Consider the following 26,377-nt stretch of genomic DNA (forward strand, 5'->3'; position numbering starts at 1 on the left):
TCAAGAGCGGCACTGCTCTTCGTAGGAGCGAGCTTGCTCGCGAACCCTGGGGTTTCCGCATGGCGGGAATGGCAATGTGTAGGGCGCATAACGCCTACGGCGTTATCCGCCGTTTTCAACGACGGATGATCGCGGACAGAGTCCGCTCCTACGGTTCCAGGAAGCACGGTCGTAGGAGCGGACTCCGTCCGCGATCAGGCTGGACGGCTGCCACGGCGCCCCCGTCAAAAAGGAAAAAGCCCCGACCAGCGGGGCTTCTTCCTGCACGCCGGCTCTTGGGGCCGTTACAGCGAATCCAGGTAGCGCTCCACGTCCAGCGCCGCCATGCAGCCGGCGCCGGCCGAGGTGATGGCCTGGCGATAGACGTGGTCGGCCACGTCGCCGGCGGCGAACACGCCGGGGGTGCTGGTGGCGGTGGCGTTGCCGTCGCGGCCGCCATTGACTACCAGGTAGCCGTCCTTCAGTTGCAGCTGGTTCTCGAACAGCGAGGTGTTCGGGGTATGCCCGATGGCCACGAACAGGCCGTCCACCGTCAGTTCCTCGGTGCCGCCGTCGTTATGGCGCAGGCGCACGCCGGTGACGCCCATGTCGTCGCCCAGCACTTCCTCCACCTGGGCATTGAGCTTCAGCTCGATCCTGCCCTCGGCGATGCGGGCGCGCAGCTTGTCCTGCAGGATCTTCTCGGCGCGGAAGGTCTCGCGGCGGTGCACCAGGGTCACCTTGCTGGCGATGTTGGCCAGGTACAGCGCCTCCTCCACCGCCGTGTTGCCGCCACCGACCACCGCCACTTCGCGGTTGCGGTAGAAGAAGCCGTCGCAGGTGGCGCAGGCGGAAACGCCCTTGCCCATGAACGCCGCTTCCGAAGGCAGGCCCAGGTAGCGGGCGCTGGCGCCGGTGGCGATGATCAGCGCGTCGGCCGTGTAGGTGCCGCTGTCGCCCTTGAGCACCAGGGGCTTGCCGGCCAGGTCCACGGCGTTGATGTGGTCGAAGACGATCTCGGTCTCGAAGCGCTCGGCGTGCTCCTGCATGCGCTGCATCAGCGCAGGGCCGGTGAGGCCATGGGGGTCGCCGGGCCAGTTGTCCACCTCGGTGGTAGTGGTCAGCTGGCCGCCGGCCTGCAGGCCGGTGATCAGCAGCGGCTTGAGGTTGGCACGGGCGGCATAGACGGCGGCCGAGTAACCGGCAGGGCCGGAACCCAGGATGATGACGCGGGCATGACGAACTTCAGGCATGGCTGACTCCTCGTCGAACAAGAAAAGGGAGCTGCCAAGGTACCTGGGGGAAGGTTGGGAGGCGCGGCAGCTCCCACAGAACGCACAGATCGCGAGGAAGGCAGGGCCGTCAGGAGCGAGCGGCGCTGCCGTGGAGTCACCCACGACCTGAAGTCTGTCAGACGTTTCCCAAAGTCACTTTGAGATAAGTCAGGGACATTCCGCTTCGCCGGCCGATCCGTTCGCGACTGGGGATTGCCGCGCAGCGTAAGGCCCGCCGCGCCGCGAACGAAATGCCCAATCTCAATGCCCCCGATAGAGGCCGGCTATCCCCCGCGGCAGGCCAACTAGACTCAGTATTCGTCCCCTCTCCCACCTGCGCGCCCGGCATGACCCTGAGAAAACGACTGCTCCTGCTGTTCCTGCCGCTGCTGGCCCTCAGCCTGCTGGGCATCTGGCTGCTGTCCGAGCACATCCTGCTCGAACGCTTCGACCGCGACGACCGCCAGCGCCTGTACGACGAGGTGCGCGTGCTCGACAACCGCCTGGCCTTCGAGAAGCAGCGCCACCTGGACCTGCTGCGCAGCTATGCCTGGTGGGACGCCAGCTACGGCTTCGTCTCGCACCCCACGCCGGGGTTCGTGCGGGAGAACCTGGACATCGACATGCTCGGCAACCTGGGCTTCGACTTCGCGCTCTACCTCGACCGCCGGGGCCGCGTGGTCACCCAGCGCTGGGACGAGGCACGGCTCGCCGCGCCCCAGGCGATAGCCGGCGCGCCCAGCCCCGAGCGACTGCGCCAGGACCTGCTGCGCCGCGCCCTGGAACTGGGCGTGCTGGACCTGCAGGGCGATCCGTCGCGCAGCCTGGCGCAATGGCTGCTGGTGGACGGCACCCCGCTGCTGCTGCTCAGCCAGCCGATCAGCGACAACCTGGGCCGCGCCGAGCCGGTCGGCGCCATCGTCGCCGGCTACCTGCTCGACCAGCGCCACATGCGCGCCCTGCAGGAGCAGATGGACGCGCGCCTGCAGGTGCAACCCGGGGTGACGCCCGGCGACGGCTGGCGGACCCTGCACCTGCCGGGGCGCAACGGCGGCACCCTGCTGAGCCCGCGGCGGGTGCTCGACGCCGATACCCAGCAGGTCACCCTGCTGTTCCTGGACGCCACCGACACGCCGCAGTTCAGCCTGGCCATCGGCAAGTCGCGGGTCGCCTACCAGCAGGGCCAGGAGGCCATCCGCCTGTTCCTCGGCATGACCTTGCTGATCAGCCTCACCGCCCTGCTGCTGGCCTACCTGGTCCTGGAGATCTGGGTGATCCGCCGCGTGCAGCGGCTCAACCGCGGGGTGGCGAACATCGGCGCCGACACCGGCCCCGCCCGGCTGGCCGACATGGGCCGCGACGAAGTCGGCCAACTGGCCTGCGAAGTCAACCAGATGCTCGAACGCCTGGAGCGCAGCGAGGCCCGCGACCGCGCCATTCTCGACAGCATCCGCGACGGCTACTTCGAGATGGACGGCGACGGCTTGGTGCTCACGGTAAATGCCGCCTTCTGCCGCCTGCTCGGCTACACGGCCGAGGAAGTGGAAGGCCACTCCTACCGGGAACTGCTCGACGAACAGGACGTGGCGCGCGCCCGCGGCCTCTACCAGCAGGTGCGCGACGGCGAGCAGGAAACCACCTTCGCCGCGCCCTTCAAGCGCCGCGACGGCCAGCGCGTGATCTTCGAGACGAAGGTCTCGCCGATCACCGACGCCCAGGGGCAGTTCCGCGGCTTCCGCGGCATCCTCCGCGACATCAGCCTGCAGGTCGCCTACCAGCAGCGCCTGCTGGACCTCGCCTACCGCGACGCGCTGACCGGCCTGGGCAACCGCAAGGCCTTCGGCGAACAGTTGCCCCTGGCCCTGCAGCGCTGCGCGCAAGGCACCAGCGTGGCCCTGCTGTACGTCGACCTGGACCACTTCAAGCCGGTCAACGACCGCTTCGGCCACGCCGCCGGCGACGCCGTGCTGGTCGCCGTGGGCGAGCGCCTGCGCGGCAACCTGCGCCAGCCGGACATGGCCTTCCGCCTGGGCGGCGACGAGTTCGCGGTGGTCCTAGAAGGCGTGGACTGCGACAGCGCCGAGCGCCTGGCCGGGCGCCTGCTGGCCAGCCTCAACCAGGACTACCACGCCGGCGAGCAGCGCCTGGAGTTCCTCTCCGCCAGCATCGGCATCGCCCTCTACCCGGCCGACGCCGGCGACGCCGAAGGCCTGATCCACGCCGCCGACAGCGCCATGTATCGCGCCAAGCAACAGCGCAACCACTACAGCCGCTACCGCGCCTGAACCCCACACAACCGGCAAAACAGACGGCTCGCGAGCGTGCGCCGGCCCTGCTAAGGTCGCAAGCTGGTTTCCTACGGAGATGCTCCATGTCCACCCTGAGCGGCCCGCAATACCTCGGCGAAGGCCTGAAACTCATGATGCGCCCGGGGCTGCGCCTGTTCGTGCTGCTGCCCCTGACGGTCAACCTGCTGCTGTTCGTCGGCCTGATCGGCTTCGCGGTGAACCAGTTCAGCCACTGGGTCGACTGGCTGATGCCCAGCCTGCCGCAGTGGCTGGACTTCCTCCAGTACATCCTCTGGCCGCTGTTCGTCCTGCTGGTGCTGCTGATCCTGTTCTTCAGCTTCACCCTGGTGGCCAACCTGATCGCCTCGCCGTTCAACGGCTTCCTCGCCGAGAAGGTCGAGGTGGTGGTGCGCGGCCAGGACGACTTCCCGGCCTTCAACTGGGCCGAACTGGCCGCCATGGTGCCCCGCACCGTCGCCCGCGAACTGCGCAAGCTCGGCTACTTCCTGCCACGGGCCATCGCCCTGTTCGTCCTCAGCCTGATCCCCGGCCTGAACATCATCGCCACCCCGCTGTGGCTGGTGTTCGGCGTGTGGATGATGGCCGTGCAGTACATCGACTACCCGGCGGACAACCACAAGCTGGGCTGGAACGAGATGCTCGCCTGGCTACGTAGCAAGCGCTGGGCCTGCATGGGCTTCGGCGGCATCACCTACCTCGCGCTGCTGATCCCGGTGGTCAACCTGGTCGCCATGCCCGCCGCCGTGGCCGGCGCGGTGCTGTTCTGGGTGCGCGAGGAGGGGGAGAAGGCGCTGGTCAAATAACCCGGGCGCATCGCCCTTCCCTTCTCATCCCGCAGCGGCGCCCCCCGTTGCGGGATGCCCCTTCCTCCCCAGCCCATGCCTGCCACTTCTTCCCCTCCTCGTGGCGCCGCCTTGCGCTGAATCGCAACTTATTCGCAGCCGCTTTCGCGTTCCGTTCGTGCTCGACGCTTTTCTGGCGCCATAAAACTGCCCCTCATCAAAGAATTTCGAAAAGACGGGTTTCAAGCCGGACGGTCAAAAAAATCGGCTGACTTATATCAATCGGTTTTTTCCTCCTCGCTCCAAAGAATATTCCCACACCACCGCCTCACCAGAAGCCTCGTGGTGGCGCGGCACAGCTGCGCACCCAGCCTGCCTGGCAAACCCAGGCCCCATCGTCCAACGCTGGCGGATCGGCATCGGCAGCCCGCAGCTGCCGCATTCCTTCTCCTCGTGCCCTGACGCGCGTTGGCTCAAGCCCCGCCCTTCCGCGAAGCGGCGGTGCAAGGAGGTGAACCATGCGATTCCAGAAGACAGCCCTGGCGCTTCACGTCGCCTTGGCCGCGGCCCTGTCATTGCCCATGCAGGGGGCCAACGCCGGCTGCACCGGCGATGTCGCCAGCAGCACCCTGACCTGCGACGTGCCCTTGTACTTCGGCAACCCCGCCGGCTACGACAACGTCGTGATCAACACCACCGCCAACGGCTCCACCGGCGGCAGCTCCGGCCTGGCCGGCTTCGGCATCTACGGCAACAGCTCGACCTACAACCTGAAGAACCTGCTGATCACCACCACCGGCTCCACCGCGGACGCCATCCAGGCCAACATCGGCACCAACAACATCCGCGCCGACTCGCTGACCATCGTCACCAGGGGCTCCTCGGCGGACGGCATCAATGTCACCGAGAACGCGATCAACTCGACGGTCACCATCGGCGACGGGGCCTCCGTCACCGCCGAAGGCACGGGCATGGGCGTGCGCGCCAACACCTCGAAGAACGGCGGCAAGAACCAGATCGTGATCGGCAAGGATGCGCACGTCACCACCCATGGCGGCGCCTCCAACTGGCTCGACGGCACCGGCTACGCCGTGTACGCCGGTAACCGTGACCTGAGCGCGAGCAGCTACAAGGGTGACGCCGAAGTCACCCTGGGCGACGGCAGCGTGATCCTCACCAAGGGCAACGCGGCCCATGCCGTCTATGCCAACCGTGGCGGGGTGATCAACCTGGGCGACACCAGCATCGCCACCGAGAAGAACAACGCCTACGGCATCTACGCCCAGACACTCAGCGATGCCAATGGCCCCCGTGGCGGCGTGGTCAACCTCGACGGCGACACCCGCGTCAGCGTGACCGACGGCAACCGGGCCCTCTACGCCAGCGGCGCCGGCTCGCGGATCAACAGCGGCCAGGCCGCCATCTACCACCTCGACAGCAGCGCGGCCAGCGACCAAGACGGTCGCCTGGGGGCCAGGCTGCTCGCCGACCAGGGCGGCGTCATCGACCTGAAGATGGCCGCCGGCTCCTACTTCAACGGCAGCACCGCCACCGCCAGCGCCGGGGAGATCCACCTGGCCATCGAGGGCGCCAGCCGCTGGGACCTGAGCGCCGACTCCAACCTCAGCTCGCTGAACCTGGGTAGCGGCGCCACCCTGGCCTACCTGCGCCAGGGGGACGCGAGCGACTACCAGTACAAGACCCTGACCGTGGACGGCGACTTCACCGGCGGCGGGCGCCTGGTGATGAACACCCACCTGGGCGACGACAACTCGGCCACCGACCGCCTGGTGGTCAATGGCGACACCTCCGGCGACACCCGGGTGACGGTGAACAACACCACCGGCACGGGCGAGCAGACCATCGAGGGCATCCGCATGATCGAGGTGGCCGGCTTGTCCGCCGGCGAGTTCCAGTCCGACCGGGTGACCGAGGGCGGCTACGAATACCTGCTGCGTCGTGGCGGCACCTTCGTCGGCTCCACCGGCTCGGATAAGGACTGGTACCTGACCTCCTACAAGCCCACCGTCGATCCCGAACCGGAACCCGAGCCCGAACCTGAACCGCAGCCGGAACCGGGGCCCGATCCCGACATTCCGCCCATCCCGGAGCCCCCGGTACCGCCGGCCCCGCCCAGCGACGGGGACCGCATCCGCCAGCCGGAGGGCGGCGCCTACACCGCCAACCTGGCTGCTGCCAACACCCTGTTCCTGCACCGCCTGCACGACCGCACCGGCAACCTGACCTACGTCGATCCGGACACCGGCGAGGCCAGGACCTCGATGCTGTGGCTGCGCAGCGTCGACGGCGCCAGCCGCTGGAACGACAGCACCGGCCAGCTGAAGACCGAAAGCAACCGCTACGTCATCCAGCTCGGCAGCGACCTGCTGCGCTACAGCAACGACAAGGGCGACTGGGTGCTCGGGGTACTGGGCGGCTACGCCAACGGCAACTCCACCAGCCGCTCGCGGATCACCGGCTACAGCGCCAAGGGCGAGATCGATGGCTACAGCCTCGGCCTCTACGGAACCTGGTACGAGGACCGCGACGACGAGAACGGCGCCTATGTCGACACCTGGGTGCTGTACAACCGCTTCGACAACGAGGTGCATGGCGAACAACTGGCCAAGGAGCACTACGACTCCGACGGCATCACCGCCTCCGTCGAGGCCGGCAAGACCTTCCGCGTGGCCCGCACCGAGAAGGCCAGCGTGTACGTGCAGCCCCAGGCGCAGGTGGTCTACATGGGCGTCAAGGCCGACAGCCACCGCGAGGCCAACGGCACCCGCGTCACCGGGCGCGGCGACGGCAACCTCATGACCCGCCTGGGCGCCCGCGCCGCACTGCGCAGCAATGACGCGCAGGGCTTCGCCGGCACCTATGGCGTCGAGCCCTACCTGGAGGCCAACTGGATCCACAACTCCGACGACTTCGGCGCGAAGATGGGCAACACCCGCTTCGACATGGACGGCGCCAACGACATCCTGGAGGTCAAGCTGGGCGCCACCAGCAAGCTCAACAGCCGGGTCAACGTCTGGGGCGAAGTGGCCCGCCAGCACGGCGACAACGGCTACCGCGACCAGGCCTTCACCCTGGGCCTGAAGGTCAACTTCTGAGCCGGCGGGTACAGGGGCAGGGCTCGCCCTGCCCTTCCGGCATCCCCCAGGGGACTGGATGCCGGCCGCTACAACCCATCCGCCCTGAGGCAGTAGGTCTTGCCGTCCATATCCTTGCAGGGCCAGTTGTCCTCGATATAGCTGTCCGGACGGAAGCAGAAACCGTCGTTCTTCACCCAGAAGACCTGCCAGCCAGAACCGGACCTGCGTAGTTGGCTGCAGGTTTGGTAGTCCATGGCGGCAAGTGCAGCAGTGGTACCAATCGCCAATGCAGGCCCTACCACTATCATCAATACGGCACCAACCTTGAACAGCCATAACGCGATCTTGAACCAGACCGGACTTCGCGAGGTTAGAGGTTTTCCAAATAGCAGCCCGTGGAAACCACCAAGTAAGGTCACGGGGCCCAATAGCAGCCCAGCAATCATGAAGAAGGCCGGATAGACCGTTTCGACTATGGGAGCCTGTCGCCAGAGGCGAAGATAGATCGGAAACAACATTTCAATGCATATCAGCAAGCTCCCGACAATTATTGCCAGCCCAACCAATATCAGAGCGAAGCCGATAGGGCGTAGCCATCGTTCAGAAATGGGAGTCACCGCGTCTTCATTGAATCTCATGGGCTGGATTAGAGCTTTGGTAGCTTGAGGTTTTCCAAGATACGCGTCCGAAAAGGCACCTCGGGCACCAAACCAGGTGGTACGCGTTTAAGCAACCAGTTCCTGGCCTCATCGACCGCTTGGTCCACAGCAGCATCGATCACTTCACCGACAGCACGTTCGGCATAAGTTCTGACGTTGTTTACATCCAACGCCTCGAATCGAGCTGTAAGCGAGGAGGCATTGTCCACCGCGAAATGGAGAGAGTCTCTCACACGCTGTTTAATACCATAGCGTTGGTCCAGTAAATTCAACCCGACACCAACACCAAATACCACTAATGCCCCAACCAACACAGGAAGGACAGCAAATCCAAACATCACACTAATACCTGTAGCAACCGCATACCCAACCGCCGAAGCGATCCCCGCCTTGACCAACTCGATGCCAACGCCACCAAGCAAATCCAACATGCTCAACTGGTCGTTGAAGTACCACTCAAGGACCTCCAGACCCACTGCCACGTAGCAGGAAAGCCTGAAGCCACTGAGGGAGCTGCCGCGAATGCCGTAACGTCCTACGCCCATCTGGACCAGCTTGGCATTGTCGACGGAATAGCGCGTGCCGGTCAGTATCCGGCGCAGCCCCGGGTAACCGGACAGGACGACGTACTGCCTGCCTTGGTAGAACGTATATCTGATCCGAGTATTGAGGCCTCCGAGGTCCCGTACCAGCCGGACGAAGTTCACCGTGTCGAATGAACCCAGCGCAACCGGGACGCCCCAGGGGGTGCTCGCGAACGAATGAAACGGGCTGTCAAGATAGGCCCCTGAGCCATCGAACGGCCCGTTGGCTTGGCACAAGCCAGGCGCCCCGACCGGGGGCAAATGACTGGTCGCATGATCGCGGGCCAGTTGGTTGGCCTGTTCGACGGTGAGGAACAGGAGTTCGCGGTGGTTGGCGTCCAGCGAACGCCCCAGCTCGTCCAGTTGAGCGGTGGTCAGCCCCATGGGTGCTCCAGCGGGTGATTCGGCCTTCCCCGTTCGGCGGGTGGGGGAAGCACAACGAATTACTCGCTGGTGCCGGGCATCGGCTGCCGGGCGTTTCCTGCTGGACTGTAGGGTTTTGCGCTAAATGCGGCATCGGCCCCGGCGCGTACCGGGGCGCTCTTTCTTCATGCGCTGAAACGCAGTGCCGCGGTCAGGTCGCCCATGGGCTGCTGGCCGCGGGCGCGCATGGCGTCGTCGCGCAGTTTCAGGCCGTCGAGCTTCTCCAGGTCGAACACCCGGGTGATCAGGCGCAGGATGGAGCCGGTGTCGTAGACACTGTGGTCCACCGTGCCGTGGCGCGCGAAGGGCGACACCACCAGCGCCGGAATGCGCGAGCCGGGGCCCCAGCGGTCGCCCTGGGGCGGCGCCACGTGGTCCCACCAGCCGCCGTTCTCGTCCACGCTGATGACGATCACCATGTTCGGCCATTGCGGGCTTTCCATCAGGTGCTTCACCGCGCGCACGATGTGGCGGTCGCCGCTGGCCACGTCGGCGTAGCCGGCGTGCATGTTGAGGTTGCCCTGGGGCTTGTAGAAGGTCACCGCCGGCAGCGTGCCGGCGAGGGCGTCGGCGAAGAAGCGGTTGCTCGACGGGTCGTCGCCCAGGCCGCCGTCGCGCAGGCGCTTCGCGCGTTCCCCGGGGTGTTCCGGGCCCTGCTGGACGAAGTAGTTGAACGGCTGGTGGTGGTACTGGAAGTTGGGGATCTTCGGGATGCCGGCGGAGTTCCTGTACTGCTCCAGGGTGGCTTCCCAGGCGCCGGCGTACCAGGCCCAGTCGACGCCCTTCTTGCTCAGCTTGTCGCCGATGTGCTCGTGGCGCTGCGGCACCATCACGTTGGGCTGGCCGGGCAGCGCGTAGTCCGGGCGCTGGGGGTCGCGCTGCACGGTCGGCCAGAACGGCGGGAGCATGGTGTTGACGCCGTAGCCGTCGGGGGTCAGGGCGCTGGGGCCGAACTTCGGGGCACCGCCGCTGACGCTGGCCGGCGAATCCTCCAGGGGTTGCAGGCGCGGGTCGGCGGGATCGTCGCTCATCAGTTGGGCGATCTGCGTGCGGGCCGGCGAGTCTTGCACGTCCGGGTACACCGGTGGGGTGGCCGCCACCAGGTACTGGTGGTTGAGGAAGGAACCGCCGAAGGCGCCCTGGAAGAAGTTGTCGCACAGCACGAAGTCCCGGGCCAGGTCCCACAGGCGCAGGCTGTAGGGGCTCTGCGCGTAGTAGCCCATGGGCAGCGCGCCGGAGTCGGCCCAGGCGACGAACATGTCGTTGCGCCCGCCGTTGATCTGCATCTGGTTCTGGTAGAACACGTGCCAGAGGTCGCGGGTCACCAGGCCCAGGGGCAGGTCCTCGCCCTGCGGGCCCTTGAGCGCGAAGGGCGCGTTGGCCAGGTTCTCCTGGTACTGCACGCCCTCGGCGTAGCTCACCCCTTCCAGGCTCTGGCCGACCTGCAGCACGCCGCCGTACACCGGCGGCAGCTGGTCCAGCAGGCTGCCGTCGCGATCGCGCTGCCGGTAGTCGGCCGGCTGCAGCGACGACAGCGGTTTCTCCACGCCGGGGAAGTCGCCGAACAGGTTGTTGAAGCTGCGGTTCTCGGCGTAGATCACCACGACGGTCTTCACCTGCTCGCGCAGCGCCCGGTCCAGCTCGGCGCCGCTCAACTCGCGCACGGCCTCGGCGGCCCGGGCCGTGCCCTCGCCCACCAGGCCGGCCAGCGCCGCCCCGGCCCCCAGAGCCGCGGCGCCGCCGAGGAAGCGGCGGCGGCCGGCGTCCGCCAGTGGCTGGGCAAGGTCCTGCCCGGGATTCTGATCGCGCTTGTCGCTCATCGACGGCTCCCTGTTATCGGAAATCGCGGCACTCTAGCAGCCCCGTGTGACAGCCAGGCGAAGGCTCTATGACAGGCCTTTCCCAAAACCTTGCGGGAAACGCCCGAATCGCCCGTCACATTTCCGCAATCCAGGCGTCACACCCGCTACACCGGCCGGGCGGAGACTGCCGTTCATGAGCACGACTCCCCTGCGCATCGCGCTGATCAGCGAAACCTTCCCGCCGGAGATCAACGGTGTGGCCAACACCCTCGGGCGCCTCGCCGCCGGGCTGCTGCAGCTCGGCCACCGGGTGCAGGTGGTGCGCCCGCGGCAGAGCGTCGACGACGGCCGCCACAGCGACGACGAGCTGCTGCTCACCCGCGGCTGGCCGCTGCCCGGCTACCCCGGCCTGCAATGGGGCCAGTCGTGCCTGCACAAGCTGCTACGGCACTGGCGGCGGCTGCGCCCGGACGTGCTCTACATCGCCACCGAAGGCCCGCTCGGGCTGGCCGCCCTGCGCGCCGCCAGGCGCCTGCGGATCCCCGCCCTGAGCGGCTTCCACACCAATTTCCAGCAGTACGGCGCGCACTACGGCCTGGGCCCGCTGACGCGCCTGGTAACCGCCTACCTGCGCTGGTTCCACAACCGCACCCTGCGCACCCTGGTGCCCAGCGCCAGCCAGGCGCTGGAGCTGGAACGCCGCGGCTTCGCCCACCTCGCCCAGCTGGCGCGCGGCGTGGACGGCCAGCTGTTCCAGCCCGGCCGCCGCGACGACGCCTTGCGCCGCGAGTGGGGCCTGGGCGAACAGGACATCGCCGTGCTGCACGTCGGCCGCCTGGCCGCGGAGAAGAACCTCGGCCTGCTCGGCCGTGCTTTCAATCAACTGCGGGCAGCCCATCCGCAACTGAATCTGCGCCTGGTGATAGTCGGCGATGGCCCGCAGCGCGCGCAGCTTACCCGTGAATTGCCCGGGGCGGTGTTCTGCGGCCTGCAGCGCGGCGAGGAGCTGGCCCGGCACTACGCCAGCGGCGACCTGTTCCTCTTCCCCAGCCTCTCCGAGACCTTCGGCAACGTGGTCCTGGAGGCCCTGGCCTCGGGCCTGGCGGTGGTCGCCTACGACCAGGCCGCCGCGGCCCAGCACATTCGCCACGGGCACGACGGTGCCCTGGCGATTCCCGGCGACGAGGCCGCCTTCATCGATGCCGCCAGCTGGCTGCTGGAAGACCGCGAGCACCTGCGCCGGGTGCGCCTGAACGCCCGCCAGCACGCCGGGCGCCTGGAATGGCGCGGCATCGTCGAACGCTTCGAGGGCTACCTGCTGGAGGCCGTCCGCCAGCCGCTGCCGGCGACGGCCGACGGCACCGGCGCGCTGGGCGCCGATACCGTGCGCAAGTGATCAGGCGAAGGGCTTGGGCTCGGCGGCGAAGGACAGGCTCATGGCCCCGGAGCCGAGGTTGATGCCCCCGGTCGGGCTGAGCATGCCCAGGTGCATGGCGATGCCGCGTTCGCCGCAAGCCTTCTCCAGCGCCTCGAAGCCCGGCAGGTCGCGCAGCGCCGATGGGTCGCCGGCGTAGCTCAGGCCGACGTGGGGGGCCAGCAGCTCGCCGGCCTCCACCCGCGCGCGGGCGAAGTTGAGCAGGCGCTCGGCGGATTTCTCGTAGTTCGGCGACACCGACACCGGCTTGTCCTCGCCCTGCACCAGGCTCAGCACCGGCTTCATGTCGAGCATCGAGCCGATGCCGAGGAAGGCGCCGCGCAGGCGGTCGCCGATGCTGCTGCGGTCGCCCTTCTGGAAGCCGCGGCGACGCACGTGGCCCAGGTCGTTGGCGACCAGGAAGGTGTTCATCTGCTGGCTCAGCTGCTCCAGGCGCGTGCGGATGGCGTTGGGGTGCTGGTCCTCGCCGAGCAGGCGCGCGCCTTCGGCAGCCAGCACCGCCAGGCCGGCGAACACCGTCTGGCTGTCCACCACGCGCAGCGCGAAGGGGCCGTTGATGCCGGCGGCGGCGCGGCGCTCGCGGTAGTTCTGCAGCAGGCCGAAGGAGGCCTGGGTGGCATTGTCGAAGATCGGGCTGCGCGCGCTGCTGACGGTCAGGCAGATGACGTAGTCGAAGTCGGTGACCAACTGTTCGAGGAACCAGGCCTGGGTTTCCGCGGCGGTCAGCGGCTCGCTGCCGTCCTCCGGGGCGACCTTGGGCAGGTCCTCGGAATAGAAGCGCAGGGTGGTCTCGGGGTCGCGGTCATCGATGATCCGGCGCTGGCCCAGCCGGATGCCGATGGGCAGTACGCGGATATTGTTAGCGGCAAGGAATTCGGGGGGCAGGTCGCAGGTCGCATCCACCACCAGGCCAATCCGCATGGCTTAGCTCCTTTGGCCGTGTGCCGGCCTATTGTTGTGTTGGCGGCCCTACAATGCCCGTTTCCGACATTCAAGTCAGCAGATCGGAAGGCCTGCTTCGGAAAAGATTTGTAAATACGGCAGAAATGCCCTTAGGAATCTGACGAAAGAAACCGCCCGGGGATGTCCCCGGGCGGTTTCGTCGATCCGTGGCGATCAGGCCAGGGACATCAGCGCATTGCGGCTGAACGGCTTGATGTCGGCCAGGCGGCCGTCGCGCACCTTCAGCGCCCAGTCCGGGTCCACCAGCAGCGCGCGGCCCACCGCCACCAGGTCGAACTCCTGCTTGCCCAGGCGCTCCAGCAGGCCTTCGATGCCCGAGGGCTGGGCCACTTCGTCGGTCTTGCCGAAGAAGGCGAGGAACTCGCTGCCGTCCAGGCCGACGTTGCCCACGGTGATGGTCGGCTTGCCGGTGAGCTGGCGCGTCCAGCCGGCCAGGTTGAGATCCGAGCCTTCGAACTCGGGAATCCAGAAGCGGCGGGTCGAGCAGTGGAAGATGTCCACGCCGGCGTCCGACAGCGGCTTGAGGAAGGCCGCCAGTTCTTCCGGGGTCTGCACCAGGCGCGCGCTGTAGTCCTGCTGCTTCCACTGCGAGAAACGGAAGATGATCGGGTAGTCCGGGCCCACCGCCTCGCGCACGGCGCGGATCAGCTCGATGGCCAAGCGCGAACGGTTGGCCAGGCTGCCGCCGTATTCGTCGGTGCGCTTGTTGCTGCCGTCCCAGAAGAACTGGTCGATCAGGTAGCCGTGGGCGCCGTGGATCTCCACGCCGTCCATGCCGATGGCCTTGGCGTCGCGGGCGGCCTGGGCGAAGGCGGCGATGACTTCCTGGATGTCCTCTTTGGTCATCTCGTGGACCAGCTCCTGGCCGTCCTTCACCTTGCCGCTGGGGCCGTAGCCGGGGACGCTGGCGTCCGGCTCCACGCCCAGGCGGCGCACGGAACCGACGTGCCACAGCTGAGGGACGATCTTGCCGCCTTCGGCGTGCACCGCGTCGACCACCTGCTTCCAGCCGGCCAGGGCGTCCTCGCCGTAGAAGCGCGGCACGTTCGGGTAGCCGTTGGCGGCCTTGTGGCCGACGGTGGTGCCTTCGGTGACGATCAGGCCGACGCCGGCGGCGGCGCGGCGGCGGTAGTACTCCACCACCTGGGCGTGGGGCACGCCGCCCGGGCTGAAGTTGCGGGTCATCGGGGCCATGACCACGCGGCTCGGCAGCTCCAGGTTGCCGAGGCGGAAGGGTTCGAACAGGCTCTCTACGGATGCGCTCACGAAGGTTCTCCAGGGGCGGCCGGGTGGCCGGGCGTCCCGTCAGTGGGTTGCACGATGTTCAGGCCGCCAGCACCCGCTCCAGGCGGGCGATGAAGGCTTCCATGGGTTGCAGCGAGCCGCTGGTCTTCAGCCGCCCCAGCACGCCCTGCCAGGCGTTGGCGATGAAGGCGGCGAGGTTCTCGCAGTCCTCGTCCGCCGCCAGCTCGCCTACGCGCTGCGCCTGGACCAGGCAGTCGCGGAGGATGTCGGCGCCGCGCTGGAGGATGGCGTCGACCTTGGCGCCGATGGCCGGCGACAGTTCGGCCATCTCGAAGCTCAGGCTGCCGATGAAGCAGTGGTACTCGGCCTTTTCCTGGCGGGCGAAGTGCGCCATCAGCTCGGCGTAGTAGTCGAGGATGCGCGCCCGCGGGCCCAGCGCCGGGTTGCCCAGGGCCTCGGCGTAGCGCTGCAGGCGCGGGCCGTAGATCTGCTCCAGGGCCTGCAGGGCGAAGTCTTCCTTGCTGTCGAAGTAGTGGTAGAAGGAACCCTTGGGGATGCCCGCGGCCTGGACGATGTCCTGCACCCCGGTGCCGTGGTAGCCGCAGCGGGTCATGACCGCCGAGCCCTTGGCCAGGATGAGGTCGCGCTTGTCGAGTCGGATGCTGGTGTTCATGGGGCGCAGGATATGACCGGTCGTCTCGCCCTGCCCAGCACTATTGATGGCGGTGATCGTCCTTCAGAAATCCGTCAGCGTTCACCTAGGCCTTGCAGGGTTTCCGCCACCCCGCCGCGCAGCAGTTCCGCCAGGCGCGCAGCCACCGGCTCGGGATCGGCCTCGCCATGGTGCAGGCACAGGCCCAGCGGGGGCAGTTGCGGCAGGCCGCTGCGCGCGTCATCCAGGCGCTCGACGTTGGGCGGCAGGCCCAGCGGCGTGCGCAGGCCGATGCCGAGCCCGGCGGCCACCGCCGCCCAGATGCCGGACAGCCCGGCGCTGGTGAAGGCCACGCGCCAGGCGATGCCGGCGCGGTCGAGGGCCGCGGTGGCGGCGCTGCGCAGCAGGCAGGGCGCCTCCAGCACCGCCAGCGGCAGCGGCTGGCCGAGGTCCGGCGCGGGCGCGCCGATGGCGCCGATCCAGCATTGCGGCACGGCGCCCAGGGTTTCCTGGTGGGGCGTGCGCTCGCCGGCGTCCCAGGCCAGGGCGAGGTCCAGTTCGCCGTTGCGCACGCCACGGATCAGCTCCTGGTTGCGCGCGGTGCGCACTTCGATGCGCACCTTCGGGTGGGCGCGGGCGAAGCGGCCGAGCACCGCCGGCAGCAGCGTCTCGCCGAAGTCCTCCTGCAGGCCCAGGCGCACCCGCCCTTCGAGGCTGGCGCCACGCAGCGCGCCGGCGGCCTCGTCGTTCAGCTCCAGCAGGCGGCGGGCATAGGCCAGCAGCGTCTCGCCGGCGTCGGTCAGCGCCATGCCGCGGCCCTTGCGGCGCAGCACCGGGGTGCCGGCCTGCTCTTCCAGCTTCTTCAGTTGCGCGCTCACCGCCGAGGTGGAGCGCCCCAGGCGCTCGGCGGCGCGGGCGAAGCTGCCCAGCTCGACGCCGGCGACGAAGGTGCGCAGCACGTCCAGATCGAAGTTCACCCGGGCCATGGCAACCATCCTGCTTTATCGAATTATCGGTGAAATATTTCCCGATTTTACGAACAAAAATGCCGCGCTACTCTGACCCCGTCAAGCCACCTCACCGGAGACCCGAACCATGCCCTACGCCCGCATCTCCCTGCTCAAGGGCAAGTCGCCCGAGTACCTGCGCCAGCTGTCGGACAACGTCTACCGCGCCATGCACGAAGCCTTCGACGTGCCGGCCAACGACCGCTTCCAGATGATCCACCAGCACGAGCCCTGGGAGCTGTTCTTCGACCGCGACTATCTGGGCGGCCCGCGCTCGGACGGCTTCGTGCTGATCGCCATCACCGCCGGGCGGCCGCGCGATGCGCAGACCAAGCAGGCGTTCTACCGGCGCCTGGTGCAGTTGCTCGGGGAAAGCCCCGGCATCGCCACCGAGGACGTGATGGTGCAGGTCAGCACCAGCGCCAGCGAGGACTGGTCGTTCGGCGGCGGACGCATGGGCATCGGCGCCCAGCCGGGCTAGTGCCAGCTGACGTGCTGCTCCAGCGGGAAGCGCAGGCGCGGGTTGTACACCCCGCGCTCGCTGGCCCGGCCCACCGCCAGCAGCATGATCGGCACGGCCCGCGGCGGGATGTCCAGTACGCGGCGCAGGCGCACCTCGTCGAAGCCCTCCATGGGGCAGCTGGCGTAGCCGTGGCTCTGCACCGCGAGCATCAGGTTCTGCGCCGCCAGGGCCGTGGATTTCACCGCCCACAGGCGCATCTGCCCATGGCTGTTGGGCGTGCGCATCAATGGTCGGCGCAGGCCGGCCAGGCGCACCAGGCAACGCTTGAACAGGCCGCGCAGGCCGAAGGCACCCTGGTCGTACTGGAAGGGCGCGGCTTTCGCGTAGAACTTGCGCACCTGTTCCGGCACCTGCGGCTCCGGCCACTGCTCGACCACCTGGCGGCAGGCCTCGCGCCAGGTGTCCGGGCGCGCCAGCACGGCGATCAGCACCGGCGCGGTGCGCGCGGCGTTCTGGTTCAGGCAGACCTCGTGCAGGCGCTGGCGCAGCGCCGGCTCGCGGATCACCTGGAAGCTCCAGGGCTGCAGGTTGCAGGAGTTGGGCGCGAGGGTTGCCAGTTCCAGGCAGTCGCGCAGCACCGCGTCCGGCACCGGCTCGTCGGTGAAGCGGCGCACCGAGCGGCGCTGCTCGATGAGCTGGCGCAGGGCGGCCGGCCCGCAGGCAAGGTCAGGGGTTTCGGCGACGAATCGGGTCATGGCGGCGTCCTCGGTCGGTCCGGGGATTAAACCCGGCCAGCGGCGCCGCGCACAGGCGTAGGAGAGAAATGCCGGCAGGATTGGCGCAAGCGCCCTCACCTGCCGGGGCGCGGGCTCAGCCCAGGGCCTTCTCGATGGCCTGCACCAGGGCCGGGTCGTCCGGCGTGGTGCGCGGGCTGAAGCGGGCCAGCACGCGGCCGTCGGGGGCGAGCAGGAACTTCTCGAAGTTCCAGGTGATGTCGCCGGGGAACTCGGCGCCCTCGCCCGCCAGCAGGCGGTACAGCGGATGGCGCTCGGAGCCGTTGACCTCGAGCTTGGCCGACATCGGGAAGCTGACGCCGTAGTTCAGCGAGCAGAACGACTGGATTTCCGTCTCGCTGCCCGGTTCCTGGCCGGCGAACTGGTTGCAGGGCAGGCCCAGGACCACGAAGCCGCGGTCGCGGTATTGCTGGTAGAGCTTCTCCAGCCCGGCGTACTGCGGGGTCAGACCACACCTGGAGGCGACGTTCACCACCAGCACCACCTTGCCCTTCAATGGGGAGAGCGGCAGATCCTGGCCGTCCAGGCCACGCAGAGTCAGATCGTGAAAAGCGCTCATTGGAGTACTCCTTGAATGAAATAGGCACACGAAGTGCCGTGCGCCCGGCCGGACAAGTCGTCCACGCAGCGCATCCCAGTCGGTTCGGGAAAAAGGCCCAGCATCCGTGCATGCGAAAGGCGCCCTCAGGCGCCTTTCACGGGTACAAGCTTAGCAGCTCCGACCGGGTGTCACCGGGCCATCAATCGGCCCGACGAAACACCTCAGTGGTGGTGGCCGCCTTCGCCATGGATGTGGCCGTGGGCGACTTCCTCGGCGGAAGCGTCGCGCACGTTGACCACCTTGACCTTGAAGTTCAGGCGCTGGCCGGCCAGCGGGTGGTTGCCGTCGACGGTCACGTCGTCGCCGTCGATGTCGCGGATGGTGACGATCTGCATGCCGCCGTCCGGCGCCGAAGCGTGGAACTGCATGCCGACCTGCAGCTCGTCGACGCCTTCGAACATCTCGCGGCTCAGGGTGGCGACCAGCTCGGCGCTGTATTCGCCGTAGGCTTCGCCCGGCTCGATGGCGACGTCCAGCTCGTCACCGACCTGCTTGCCTTCCAGGGCCTTCTCCAGGCCGGAAATGATGTTGCCGGCACCATGCAGGTAAACCAGCGGAGCGCCGCCGGCGGAACTGTCGATGACCTCACCTGCGTCGTTGGTCAGGGTATAGTCGATGGAAACCGCCTTGTTGGCTGCGATCTGCATGGGGAAGAACCTTTCGGAAAAAGAAGTTGAGCGGGCAAGTTTACGCCGGGCCGGGGATGAAAGCGACCCGAAGGCGGACGGATGGCCCGTGCGCGAGCCGCCGCGCCTGCTTGACTTCCATCAGGACGAGGACGGCCACTGGGTGGCAGTGTTGTCCTGCGGCCATACCCAGCACCTGCGCCACCAGCCGCCCTGGCAGTCGCGCCCCTGGGTGCTGGACGCCGAGGCGCGCGCGGCGCTGCTCGGCCGGCCCTTCGCCTGCGGCTGGTGCGCGCGGGCATCCCACCCCGACAAGGACTGACAAGCATGGCGGCACGCAACATCCTGGTAATCAACTGCGGCAGTTCCTCGATCAAGTTCGCCCTGGCCAGCGAGGACCGCGAGGGCTTCGTCCTCCACGGCCTGGCCGAGCGCCTGGGCGAGCCCGGGGCGGTGCTCGGCTGGGTCCGCGGCGGCCAGCGCGACAGCCTGGAGCTGGGCGACGGCGCCGGCCACGAAGCGGCCCTGGCGCGCCTGCTGCCGCTGGTGGAGCAGGCCGTGAAGGGCCCGCTGCACGCCATCGGCCACCGCGTGGTGCACGGCGGCGAGCGCTTCACCCAGGCCTGTCGGATCGACGCCGAGGTGCTCCAGGCGATCCGCGACACCGTGCCCCTGGCGCCGCTGCACAACCCGGCCAACCTGCTGGGCATCGAGGCGGCCATGGCGCTTTATCCACGGCTGCCCCACGTCGCCGTGTTCGACACCGCCTTCCACCAGAGCCTGCCGCCGCGCGCCTACCGCTACGCCCTGCCGGAGCCGCTGTACCGCGAGCAGCACGTGCGCCGCTACGGCTTCCACGGCACCAGCCACCGCTACGTCAGCCACCGCGCCGCCGAGATCAGCGGCCTGGCCCTGGGCGACAGCTACTGGATCTGCGCGCACCTGGGCAACGGCAGCTCCACCTGCGCCATCGCCGAGGGCCAGAGCCGCGACACCAGCATGGGCCTGACGCCGCTGGAAGGCCTGGTGATGGGCACCCGCAGCGGCGACGTCGACCCCAACCTGCACAGCCACCTGGCGCGCACCCTGGGCTGGAGCCTGGAGAAGATCGACCACATGCTCAACCACGACAGCGGCCTGCTCGGCCTGTCGGGGCTGTCCAACGACATGCGCACCCTGGAGCACGCCCGCGAGCAGGGCCACGCCAACGCGGCCCTGGCCATCGAGGTGTTCTGCTACCGCCTGGCCAAGTCCCTGGCGGCCATGAGCTGCGCCCTGCCGCGCCTGGACGGGCTGATCTTCACCGGCGGCATCGGCGAGAACTCGCCCCTGGTGCGCAACCTCACGGTGCAGCACCTGCACGTGATGAACCTGCAGCTCGACGGCGAGGCCAACGCCCGCTGCGTGCGCGGCGTCGAGGGGCCGATCCACGCGCAGGGCCACCCGCGGGTGCTGGTGATCCCGACCAACGAGGAACGCCAGATCGCCCTCGACACCCTGGCCGTGCTCGGCTGAAGATTGCTTCTCCGGCCCCACAAGGGCCGCAGCGAAACCGAACGGCTTAAGGAGCCCGGATGCATACCTTCTTCATCGCCCCCACCGGCTTCGGCGTGGGCCTCACGTCCATCAGCCTGGGCCTGATCCGCGCCCTGCAGCGCGCCGGCCTGAAGGTCGGCTTCTACAAACCCATCGCCCAGCCGCAGCCCGGCGACGACGGCCCGGAACGCTCCAGCGAGCTGGTGGCCCGCACCCACGGCCTCAAGCCACCCACCCCGCTGCCCCTGGGCAAGGTCGAGCGGATGCTCGGCGACGGCCTGCTGGACGACCTGCTCGAAGGCATCATCCACGAGTACCGGGCCGCCGCCGAGGGCCAGGACGTGATGATCATCGAGGGCATGGTCCCCACCCGCCACGTCAGCTACGCCGCGCGCATCAACTTCCACCTGGCCAAGAGCACCGACGCCGAGGTGATCCTGGTCTCGGCGCCGGAGAACGAGACGCTCAACGAGCTGTGCGACCGCCTGGAGATCCAGGCCCAGCTGTTCGGCGGCGCCCACGACCCGAAACTGCTCGGGGTGATCCTCAACAAGGTCCGCGACGTCGACGGCGAAGGCCGCCCGCTGGAAGGCGAGGCCGCCGCCCAGCGCTTCGCCTCGCGCCTGAGCGAGCATTCGGCGCTGATGCGCGGCGGCGAGTTCCGCCTGCTCGGCTGCATCCCCTGGCAGGACGACCTCAACGCCCCGCGCACCCGCGACGTGGCCGACCTGCTCGACGCCAGCGTGCTCAACGCCGGCGACTACGAGCAGCGCCGCGTGCAGAAGATCATCCTCTGCGCGCCCTCGGCGCCGAACACCGTGCACCTGCTCAAGCCCGGCGTGCTGGTGGTGGTGCCGGGCGACCGCGACGACATCATCCTCGCCGCATGCCTGGCGGCGATGAACGGCGTGCCCCTGGCCGGCCTGCTGCTGTGCAGCGGCCTGGCCCCGGACGCGCGGATCATGGAGCTGTGCCGCAGCGCCCTGCAGAGCGGGCTGCCGGTGCTGACGGTGAACACCGGCTCCTTCGACACCGCCGGCGACCTCACGCGGATGAACAAGGAAATCCCCATCGACGACCGCGAGCGCGCCGAGCGCGTCACCGAGTACGTCGCCGGGCACATCGACTTCGAATGGCTGCGCGAACGCTGCGGCGCGCCCCACGAGCCGCGCCTGTCGCCGCCGGTGTTCCGCTACCAGCTGACCCAGCGCGCCGCCCACGCCGGCAAGCGCATCGTCCTGCCCGAGGGCAGCGAACCGCGCACCGTGCAGGCGGCGGTGATCTGCCATGCCCGCGGCATCGCCCGCTGCGTGTTGCTGGCCAAGCCCGACGACGTGCAGGCGGTGGCGCAGATGCTCGGCATCGCCCTGCCGGCGGACCTCGAGGTCATCGACCCGGACCGGGTCCGCAGCCGCTACGTCGAACCCATGGTGGCGCTGCGCAAGGGCAAGAACCTCAACGCGCCCATGGCCGAGCAGCAGCTGGAGGACAACGTGGTGCTGGGCACCATGATGCTCGCCCTGAACGAGGTGGACGGCCTGGTCTCCGGGGCCATCCACACCACCGCCAACACCATCCGCCCGGCGCTGCAGCTGATCAAGACCGCGCCCGGCTACAACCTGGTGTCCTCGGTGTTCTTCATGCTGCTGCCCGACCAGGTGGTGGTCTACGGCGACTGCGCGGTGAATCCCGACCCTTCGGCCAGTGACCTGGCGGAAATCGCCCTGCAGAGTGCCGACTCGGCGCAGGCCTTCGGCATCACCCCGCGGGTGGCGATGATCAGCTACTCCACGGGGGACTCGGGAACCGGCGCGGATGTCGAGAAAGTGCGGGAAGCGACGCGCATCGCGCAGGAAAAACGCCCCGATCTGTTGATCGACGGGCCCTTGCAGTATGATGCCGCCGCCGTCGCCGGCGTCGGCCGCCAGAAGGCCCCCGACAGCCCGGTGGCCGGCCGCGCCACCGTGTACGTGTTCCCCGACCTGAACACCGGGAACACCACCTACAAGGCGGTGCAGCGCAGCGCCGACTGCATCAGCATCGGCCCCATGCTGCAAGGCTTGCGCAAGCCGGTGAACGACCTGTCGCGCGGTGCCCTGGTGGAAGACATCGTCTACACCATCGCGCTCACCGCGATCCAGGCCGACACGCAACAGACCTGACACCAGGAGGGCCGCCCGCGGGCGGCCCAGGCCAACGCCGGCACAGGAAGGTGCCACCGCCAACAGCGGGGCCGGAACCCCGACCACGCGCCGCCCCGTGCGTCGCCCATGTACAAGGAACGCCAATGCTCAACTTCCTTCCCCATGCCCTGCGCGGCTCGCTCGCCGGCCTGCTGCTGATCGTCAGCACCCTGTGCTGGTGCATCCCGCTGTTCGGCATGACGCTGTTCAAGCTGCTGCTGCCCTTCGCCCCCGCCCAGGCGCTGTGCCGGCGGATCATGGGGCTGATCGCCGAAGGCTGGATCAGCTGCAACAAGGGCTGGATGAACCTGGTGCAGCGCACCCGCTGGAACGTCGAAGGACTGGAGGGCCTGGAGTACGACCATTCCTACCTGGTCACCAGCAACCACCAGAGCTGGGTCGACATCCTCGTTCTGCAGTACCAGCTCAACCGCCGCCTCCCGCTGCTGCGTTTCTTCCTCAAGCAGCAGCTGATCTGGGTGCCCGTCATCGGCCTGTGCTGGTGGGCGCTGGATTTCCCCTTCATGAAGCGCTACAGCAAGGCCTACCTGGCCAGGCACCCGGAGAAGCAGGGCCAGGACCTGGCCACCACCCGCAAGGCCTGCGCCAAGTTCAAGCGCATCCCGGTGGCCATCTTCAACTTCCTCGAAGGCACCCGCTTCACCCGCGCCAAGCACGATGAGCAAGGCTCGCCCTTCCAGCACCTGCTCAAGCCCAAGGCCGGCGGCATCGCCTTCGTCCTCGACGCCATGGGCGAGCAGCTGCGCACCCTGGTCAACGTCACCATCCACTACCCCGACGGCAGCCCGACCTTCTGGTGCCTGCTGTCCGGGCGCCTGAAGCGCGTGGTGGTGCGCTTCGAGGAACTGGAGATCCCGCGGCAGTTCATCGGCAAGAGCTACGACCAGGACGCGGACTACCGCGCCGAATTCCAGCGCTGGGTGAACCAGCTGTGGGAACGCAAGGACCAGTTGCTGGCGCAGCTGCACCGCGAGTACCCGGCTGGGGCCAAGGCTTGAGGGTGTGTGCTTTTCGTATTTGTAGGAGCGAGCTTGCCCGCGAAGGGTGACCGCGGCGCTGGAAACCCGTAGGGCGACTTCGGGCTCGACCTTGGCGTGGGTTGTGGTGAAGGTGAAACGGCGGATAACCGCGAACGGTTATCCGCCCTACGTCACGGCCAAACCTGGCGTAGGGCGCATAACGCCTACGGCGTTATCCGCCGAATCGCGGACAGAGTCCGCTCCTACGGTTCAGGGAAGCACGGCCGTAGGAGCGGACTCCGTCCGCGATTGGAATCACCGACCACGCCGGACGTCCCGGTGGCACGACCAATACCCCTGCCCCAACAAGAAAGCCCGCCAACCGGCGGGCTTTTTCATCCAGGCAACGCTTACTGATACTGCTGCCCACCCTGGGGCGCGGTGCCCTGGGCGCCCGGCAGGGCCTTCAGGTTGACCTCGACGCGGCGGTTCTGCGCGCGGCCGTCGACCGTGGAGTTGCTCGCGATCGGCTGGTCCGGGCCCATGCCGCGGGTGCTCACGCGGGTGCCGTCGACGCCTTGCGAGGTCAGGTAGGTGGCCACGCTCTGCGCACGGCGCTGCGACAGGTCCATGTTGTGCTGGCGGCTGCCGGTGCTGTCGGTGTAGCCGACGATCTCGATGCTGTTCTGGTTGAACTGCTTGAAGGAGTTCGCCAGGTTGTTCAGCGGCGCGTAGAAGGACGGGGCGATGTTCGCCGAGTCGGTGGCGAAGGTGATGTTGCCCGGCATGATCAGTTTGATGTCGTCGCCCTGGCGCTGCACCTGCACGCCGGTGCCCTGCATCTGCTGGCGCAGCTGGGCCTCCTGCTTGTCGGCGTAGTAGCCGTAGCCGGCGGCGGCCGCACCGGCCACCGCGGCGCCGATCAGCGCGCCCTTGCCACGGTTGTCGTGGTTGATGGCGGCACCGGCCACGGCACCGGCCAGCGCGCCCAGGCCACCGTACTTGGCGGTCTTGCTCACGCCGCCTTCCGGCGGGACCTGGGTGTTGGGGTCATAGGGGTTCTGCGAGGCGCAACCGGCCATGAGAGCGAAGGCGGTGACGGCCGCGACCATGGACAGACGACGTGCGGTGAACATGAAGGAAGACTCCTCGAATAGCGATACGCCCTTTCCCGGGCGGCAGGTTAGAGCTCAGGACGTGCAAAAGATTCCACAGCAACCTTAAGCACGGATGAACGGATTCTCGCGCATTTCATCGCCCAGGCGGGTATCCGGGCCGTGGCCGGTGACCACGGTGGCCTCCTCGTCCAGGCTGTACAGGCGCGTCTTGATCGAGCGCTCGATGGTGGCGTAGTCGCCACCCCACAGGTCGGTGCGGCCGATGCCGCGGCGGAACAGGGTGTCGCCGGCGATCAGCAGCCTGGCGCCGGGGAACCAGAAGCTCATCGAGCCGGGCGTGTGCCCCGGGGTGTGCAACGCCACGCCGCAGCCGCAAGCCAGTTCCTCGTCGTCCTGCAGCCACTGGTCCGGCGAGGGCACCGGCTGGTAGGGCACGCCGAACATGCGGCACTGCATCTCCAGGTTGTCCCAGAGGAACTGGTCGCCCTGGTGCAGGTGCAGGGTGGCGCCGGTCTTCTCCTTCATCTGCCCGGAGGCGAGGAAGTGGTCCAGGTGCGCGTGGGTATGGATGATGCTGACCACCTTCAGGCCCAGGGCGTCGAGGCGCTGCAGGATCAGCTCGTGGTCGCCGCCGGGGTCGACCACGATGGCCTTCTTCGTCAGCGGGTCGCCGATGATGGTGCAGTTGCACTGCAGGGGGCCGACGGGGAAGGTTTCGCGGATCAGCGCGGGCTGGGCGGCGTCCATGGGGCATGTCCTGGCAAGTTTCGACAAACGCCAAGGGTGACGGCAAAGCAGCTGCGCTTCAACTCCCCGCACTCAGTCGCTGCGGTAGTCGGTGGGCAACTTGCCGGTCCACTTGCGGAACGCCCGGCGGAAGTTCGAGGGGTCGTTGAAGCCCAGCAGCAGGGCGATCTCGTACAGCGGCAGGTGGGTGGTGGTGAGGTATTGCAGGGCCAGGCGCTTGCGCACGTCGTCCAGCACCTGCTGGTAGGTGGTGCCCAGGCTCGACAGGTGCCGGCGCAGGCTGCGGCCGCTGGTGTGCAGCTCGCGCGCCGCGGTGTCCAGGTCGGGGAACTCGCCGGGCCGCGCCAGCAGCAGGCGGCGGATGCGGGTGAGCAGGCCTTCCTGCACGTCCAGGCTGGCCAGCAGCGCCTCGCACTGCTGCTCGCACATCTGCACCGTGGCCGGGTTGGCCAGGGCCATGGGGCGGCCCAGGTATTCCCGCGGCAGGCTGATGTAGTGGAACGGCTGGTCGAAGGCCGCCGCCACGCCGAACACCTCGGTGTAGCGCCCGGCATAGGGCGGCTCGGGGAAGGCGAAGCCGACCTCCACGCCCTGCAGCGGCTCGCCGACGAGGAAGCGGGCGATGGTGTACAGGCTGGTCATCAGGCCTTCGCCGGCGAAGCGCTGCATGGGCCCCAGGGGGATCGACTCGCTGGCGCGCAGCTGCGAGCGGTCCTGCTCCTCGACCCGCTCCAGGTCGTAGGCCAGGCCGAGCACGCGGTAGTACTTGAGGGCGAAGTCGATGGCCTTTTCCAGGTTGGCGCTGGACAGCACCGCGTAGCCGAGGATGCCGTGGGTGGACACGTTCAGGCGCTGGCCCAGCAGCAGGCCGAAGGCCGGCTCGCCGCAGTTGGCCAGGGCGGCGCCGGCGAGCAGGTTGAAGTCGATGAAGGACAGGCGCCCGGCCGGGCTGTGCAGCACCTCGGGGCGCACCCGGGCCAGTTCGAACAGGCGCTGGCGCGGCACGCCGAGCTCCTCGGCGAGGTCGAGCAGGGCCTGGGCGTAAGCCACCGGGACCAGCTCGGCGGTGAAGTTGAGCGGTTGTTTCATGGGCTTCTTCTTGTTCTGACCGCTGGCC

At 68.2% G+C, this 26,377-nt stretch carries 23 protein-coding genes; 9 read left to right on the plus strand and 14 right to left on the minus strand.

Features of this window, described 5'->3' with window-relative positions; genetic code table 11:
• Positions 1–284 precede the first annotated feature (284 nt).
• Positions 285–1,232 (minus strand): thioredoxin-disulfide reductase, encoded by a 948-nt coding sequence (gene trxB / locus DK254_RS13370; RefSeq protein WP_109934156.1) that lies wholly within the window; start codon positions 1,230–1,232, stop codon positions 285–287.
• 368 nt (positions 1,233–1,600) lie between these two features.
• Between trxB and DK254_RS13375 the strand changes: the two genes are divergently transcribed.
• The 3 genes from DK254_RS13375 to DK254_RS13385 all read left to right on the plus strand — a co-directional run bounded on the left by DK254_RS13375 (position 1,601) and on the right by DK254_RS13385 (position 7,460).
• Positions 1,601–3,538 (plus strand): diguanylate cyclase domain-containing protein, encoded by a 1,938-nt coding sequence (locus tag DK254_RS13375; RefSeq protein WP_109934157.1) that lies wholly within the window; start codon positions 1,601–1,603, stop codon positions 3,536–3,538.
• Positions 3,539–3,624: 86 nt separating this feature from the next.
• On the plus strand, positions 3,625–4,365 hold the full coding sequence (gene cysZ, locus DK254_RS13380; protein ID WP_109934158.1) for a sulfate transporter CysZ: 741 nt from the start codon (positions 3,625–3,627) through the stop codon (positions 4,363–4,365).
• 497 nt (positions 4,366–4,862) lie between these two features.
• Positions 4,863–7,460 carry an autotransporter outer membrane beta-barrel domain-containing protein gene (locus DK254_RS13385; protein ID WP_109934159.1) on the plus strand — a complete coding sequence of 866 codons (2,598 nt, stop codon included), beginning with the start codon at positions 4,863–4,865 and terminating at the stop codon, positions 7,458–7,460.
• Between the two features lie 68 nt (positions 7,461–7,528).
• Here DK254_RS13385 and DK254_RS13390 read toward each other — a convergent pair whose 3' ends face one another.
• The 3 genes from DK254_RS13390 to acpA all read right to left on the minus strand — a co-directional run bounded on the left by DK254_RS13390 (position 7,529) and on the right by acpA (position 10,928).
• Complete coding sequence (locus DK254_RS13390; protein WP_256595863.1) at positions 7,529–8,080, minus strand: hypothetical protein; 552 nt, start codon at positions 8,078–8,080, stop codon at positions 7,529–7,531.
• An 8-nt stretch (positions 8,081–8,088) separates the two neighbouring features.
• A complete protein-coding gene (locus DK254_RS13395; protein ID WP_109934160.1) occupies positions 8,089–9,069 on the minus strand; it encodes a hypothetical protein in 981 nt (326 codons plus the stop codon).
• Between the two features lie 164 nt (positions 9,070–9,233).
• Entirely contained in the window at positions 9,234–10,928 is a 1,695-nt protein-coding gene (gene acpA, locus DK254_RS13400; RefSeq protein WP_109934161.1) for an acid phosphatase, read from the minus strand.
• 175 nt (positions 10,929–11,103) lie between these two features.
• Here acpA and DK254_RS13405 point away from each other — a divergent pair, with 175 nt between their 5' ends.
• Entirely contained in the window at positions 11,104–12,306 is a 1,203-nt protein-coding gene (locus tag DK254_RS13405; protein WP_109934162.1) for a glycosyltransferase family 1 protein, read from the plus strand.
• Here the strand turns inward: DK254_RS13405 and DK254_RS13410 are convergent, their stop codons facing one another.
• The 4 genes from DK254_RS13410 to DK254_RS13425 all read right to left on the minus strand — a co-directional run bounded on the left by DK254_RS13410 (position 12,307) and on the right by DK254_RS13425 (position 16,191).
• Positions 12,307–13,266: a DegV family protein gene (locus DK254_RS13410; RefSeq protein WP_109934163.1), complete on the minus strand. Its 960-nt coding sequence runs from the start codon at positions 13,264–13,266 to the stop codon at positions 12,307–12,309.
• 195 nt (positions 13,267–13,461) lie between these two features.
• Positions 13,462–14,574 (minus strand): NADH:flavin oxidoreductase, encoded by a 1,113-nt coding sequence (locus DK254_RS13415; protein WP_109934164.1) that lies wholly within the window; start codon positions 14,572–14,574, stop codon positions 13,462–13,464.
• Positions 14,575–14,632: 58 nt separating this feature from the next.
• Positions 14,633–15,226, minus strand: coding sequence for a TetR/AcrR family transcriptional regulator (locus DK254_RS13420; protein ID WP_109934165.1), 594 nt, complete (start codon positions 15,224–15,226; stop codon positions 14,633–14,635).
• A 74-nt stretch (positions 15,227–15,300) separates the two neighbouring features.
• Entirely contained in the window at positions 15,301–16,191 is an 891-nt protein-coding gene (locus DK254_RS13425) for a LysR substrate-binding domain-containing protein (protein ID WP_109934166.1), read from the minus strand.
• Between the two features lie 109 nt (positions 16,192–16,300).
• On the opposite strand from DK254_RS13425, the gene DK254_RS13430 reads away from it, so the two are divergent.
• Complete coding sequence (locus tag DK254_RS13430) at positions 16,301–16,693, plus strand: tautomerase family protein (protein ID WP_109934167.1); 393 nt, start codon at positions 16,301–16,303, stop codon at positions 16,691–16,693.
• On the opposite strand, the gene DK254_RS13435 is transcribed toward DK254_RS13430, so the two are convergent.
• From DK254_RS13435 to DK254_RS13445, 3 genes are all read right to left on the minus strand, one after another.
• A complete protein-coding gene (locus DK254_RS13435; protein WP_109934168.1) occupies positions 16,690–17,430 on the minus strand; it encodes a nitroreductase family protein in 741 nt (246 codons plus the stop codon). The genes DK254_RS13430 and DK254_RS13435 overlap by 4 nt on opposite strands.
• A 115-nt stretch (positions 17,431–17,545) precedes the next feature.
• Positions 17,546–18,028, minus strand: a complete 483-nt coding sequence (locus DK254_RS13440; RefSeq protein ID WP_089389632.1) for a glutathione peroxidase — start codon at positions 18,026–18,028, stop codon at positions 17,546–17,548.
• Between the two features lie 203 nt (positions 18,029–18,231).
• Positions 18,232–18,717, minus strand: a complete 486-nt coding sequence (locus DK254_RS13445) for a peptidylprolyl isomerase (protein ID WP_109934169.1) — start codon at positions 18,715–18,717, stop codon at positions 18,232–18,234.
• Here DK254_RS13445 and DK254_RS13450 point away from each other — a divergent pair.
• The 4 genes from DK254_RS13450 (at position 18,686) to DK254_RS13465 (ending at position 23,434) form a co-directional block, all read left to right on the plus strand.
• Positions 18,686–19,018, plus strand: a complete 333-nt coding sequence (locus DK254_RS13450; protein ID WP_089389839.1) for a DUF3565 domain-containing protein — start codon at positions 18,686–18,688, stop codon at positions 19,016–19,018. The two genes, DK254_RS13445 and DK254_RS13450, sit on opposite strands and share 32 nt — an antisense overlap.
• A gap of 5 nt (positions 19,019–19,023) precedes the next feature.
• A complete protein-coding gene (locus tag DK254_RS13455; protein WP_109934170.1) occupies positions 19,024–20,211 on the plus strand; it encodes an acetate kinase in 1,188 nt (395 codons plus the stop codon).
• 59 nt (positions 20,212–20,270) lie between these two features.
• Positions 20,271–22,394, plus strand: a complete 2,124-nt coding sequence (gene pta / locus DK254_RS13460; protein ID WP_109934171.1) for a phosphate acetyltransferase — start codon at positions 20,271–20,273, stop codon at positions 22,392–22,394.
• 125 nt (positions 22,395–22,519) lie between these two features.
• Positions 22,520–23,434, plus strand: coding sequence for an acyltransferase (locus DK254_RS13465; RefSeq protein ID WP_109934172.1), 915 nt, complete (start codon positions 22,520–22,522; stop codon positions 23,432–23,434).
• 371 nt (positions 23,435–23,805) lie between these two features.
• Here DK254_RS13465 and DK254_RS13470 read toward each other — a convergent pair whose 3' ends face one another.
• The 3 genes from DK254_RS13470 to DK254_RS13480 all read right to left on the minus strand — a co-directional run bounded on the left by DK254_RS13470 (position 23,806) and on the right by DK254_RS13480 (position 26,349).
• Positions 23,806–24,531: an OmpA family protein gene (locus DK254_RS13470; protein ID WP_109934173.1), complete on the minus strand. Its 726-nt coding sequence runs from the start codon at positions 24,529–24,531 to the stop codon at positions 23,806–23,808.
• Between the two features lie 84 nt (positions 24,532–24,615).
• Positions 24,616–25,260, minus strand: a complete 645-nt coding sequence (locus tag DK254_RS13475; protein WP_109934174.1) for an MBL fold metallo-hydrolase — start codon at positions 25,258–25,260, stop codon at positions 24,616–24,618.
• Between the two features lie 72 nt (positions 25,261–25,332).
• Entirely contained in the window at positions 25,333–26,349 is a 1,017-nt protein-coding gene (locus DK254_RS13480) for an AraC family transcriptional regulator (protein WP_109934175.1), read from the minus strand.
• Positions 26,350–26,377: the final 28 nt, after the last annotated feature.

Source organism: Pseudomonas sp. RW407, from assembly GCF_003176655.1.
Classification (GTDB): Bacteria; Pseudomonadota; Gammaproteobacteria; order Pseudomonadales; family Pseudomonadaceae; genus Pseudomonas; species Pseudomonas delhiensis.

Coding starts and splice junctions, on each gene's coding strand:
- DK254_RS13445 (WP_109934169.1), bottom strand. CDS start 18,717: ATGCAGATCGCAGCCAACAAGGCGGTTTCCATCGACTATACCCTGACC.
- DK254_RS13410 (WP_109934163.1), bottom strand. CDS start 13,266: ATGCGGATTGGCCTGGTGGTGGATGCGACCTGCGACCTGCCCCCCGAA.
- cysZ (WP_109934158.1), top strand. CDS start 3,625: ATGTCCACCCTGAGCGGCCCGCAATACCTCGGCGAAGGCCTGAAACTC.
- DK254_RS13465 (WP_109934172.1), top strand. CDS start 22,520: ATGCTCAACTTCCTTCCCCATGCCCTGCGCGGCTCGCTCGCCGGCCTG.
- DK254_RS13440 (WP_089389632.1), bottom strand. CDS start 18,028: ATGAGCGCTTTTCACGATCTGACTCTGCGTGGCCTGGACGGCCAGGAT.
- acpA (WP_109934161.1), bottom strand. CDS start 10,928: ATGAGCGACAAGCGCGATCAGAATCCCGGGCAGGACCTTGCCCAGCCA.
- DK254_RS13425 (WP_109934166.1), bottom strand. CDS start 16,191: ATGGCCCGGGTGAACTTCGATCTGGACGTGCTGCGCACCTTCGTCGCC.
- DK254_RS13475 (WP_109934174.1), bottom strand. CDS start 25,260: ATGGACGCCGCCCAGCCCGCGCTGATCCGCGAAACCTTCCCCGTCGGC.
- DK254_RS13480 (WP_109934175.1), bottom strand. CDS start 26,349: ATGAAACAACCGCTCAACTTCACCGCCGAGCTGGTCCCGGTGGCTTAC.
- DK254_RS13385 (WP_109934159.1), top strand. CDS start 4,863: ATGCGATTCCAGAAGACAGCCCTGGCGCTTCACGTCGCCTTGGCCGCG.
- DK254_RS13420 (WP_109934165.1), bottom strand. CDS start 15,226: ATGAACACCAGCATCCGACTCGACAAGCGCGACCTCATCCTGGCCAAG.
- DK254_RS13390 (WP_256595863.1), bottom strand. CDS start 8,080: ATGAGATTCAATGAAGACGCGGTGACTCCCATTTCTGAACGATGGCTA.
- DK254_RS13450 (WP_089389839.1), top strand. CDS start 18,686: ATGGAAACCGCCTTGTTGGCTGCGATCTGCATGGGGAAGAACCTTTCG.
- trxB (WP_109934156.1), bottom strand. CDS start 1,232: ATGCCTGAAGTTCGTCATGCCCGCGTCATCATCCTGGGTTCCGGCCCT.
- DK254_RS13375 (WP_109934157.1), top strand. CDS start 1,601: ATGACCCTGAGAAAACGACTGCTCCTGCTGTTCCTGCCGCTGCTGGCC.
- DK254_RS13430 (WP_109934167.1), top strand. CDS start 16,301: ATGCCCTACGCCCGCATCTCCCTGCTCAAGGGCAAGTCGCCCGAGTAC.
- DK254_RS13455 (WP_109934170.1), top strand. CDS start 19,024: ATGGCGGCACGCAACATCCTGGTAATCAACTGCGGCAGTTCCTCGATC.
- DK254_RS13435 (WP_109934168.1), bottom strand. CDS start 17,430: ATGACCCGATTCGTCGCCGAAACCCCTGACCTTGCCTGCGGGCCGGCC.
- DK254_RS13405 (WP_109934162.1), top strand. CDS start 11,104: ATGAGCACGACTCCCCTGCGCATCGCGCTGATCAGCGAAACCTTCCCG.
- DK254_RS13470 (WP_109934173.1), bottom strand. CDS start 24,531: ATGTTCACCGCACGTCGTCTGTCCATGGTCGCGGCCGTCACCGCCTTC.
- pta (WP_109934171.1), top strand. CDS start 20,271: ATGCATACCTTCTTCATCGCCCCCACCGGCTTCGGCGTGGGCCTCACG.
- DK254_RS13395 (WP_109934160.1), bottom strand. CDS start 9,069: ATGGGGCTGACCACCGCTCAACTGGACGAGCTGGGGCGTTCGCTGGAC.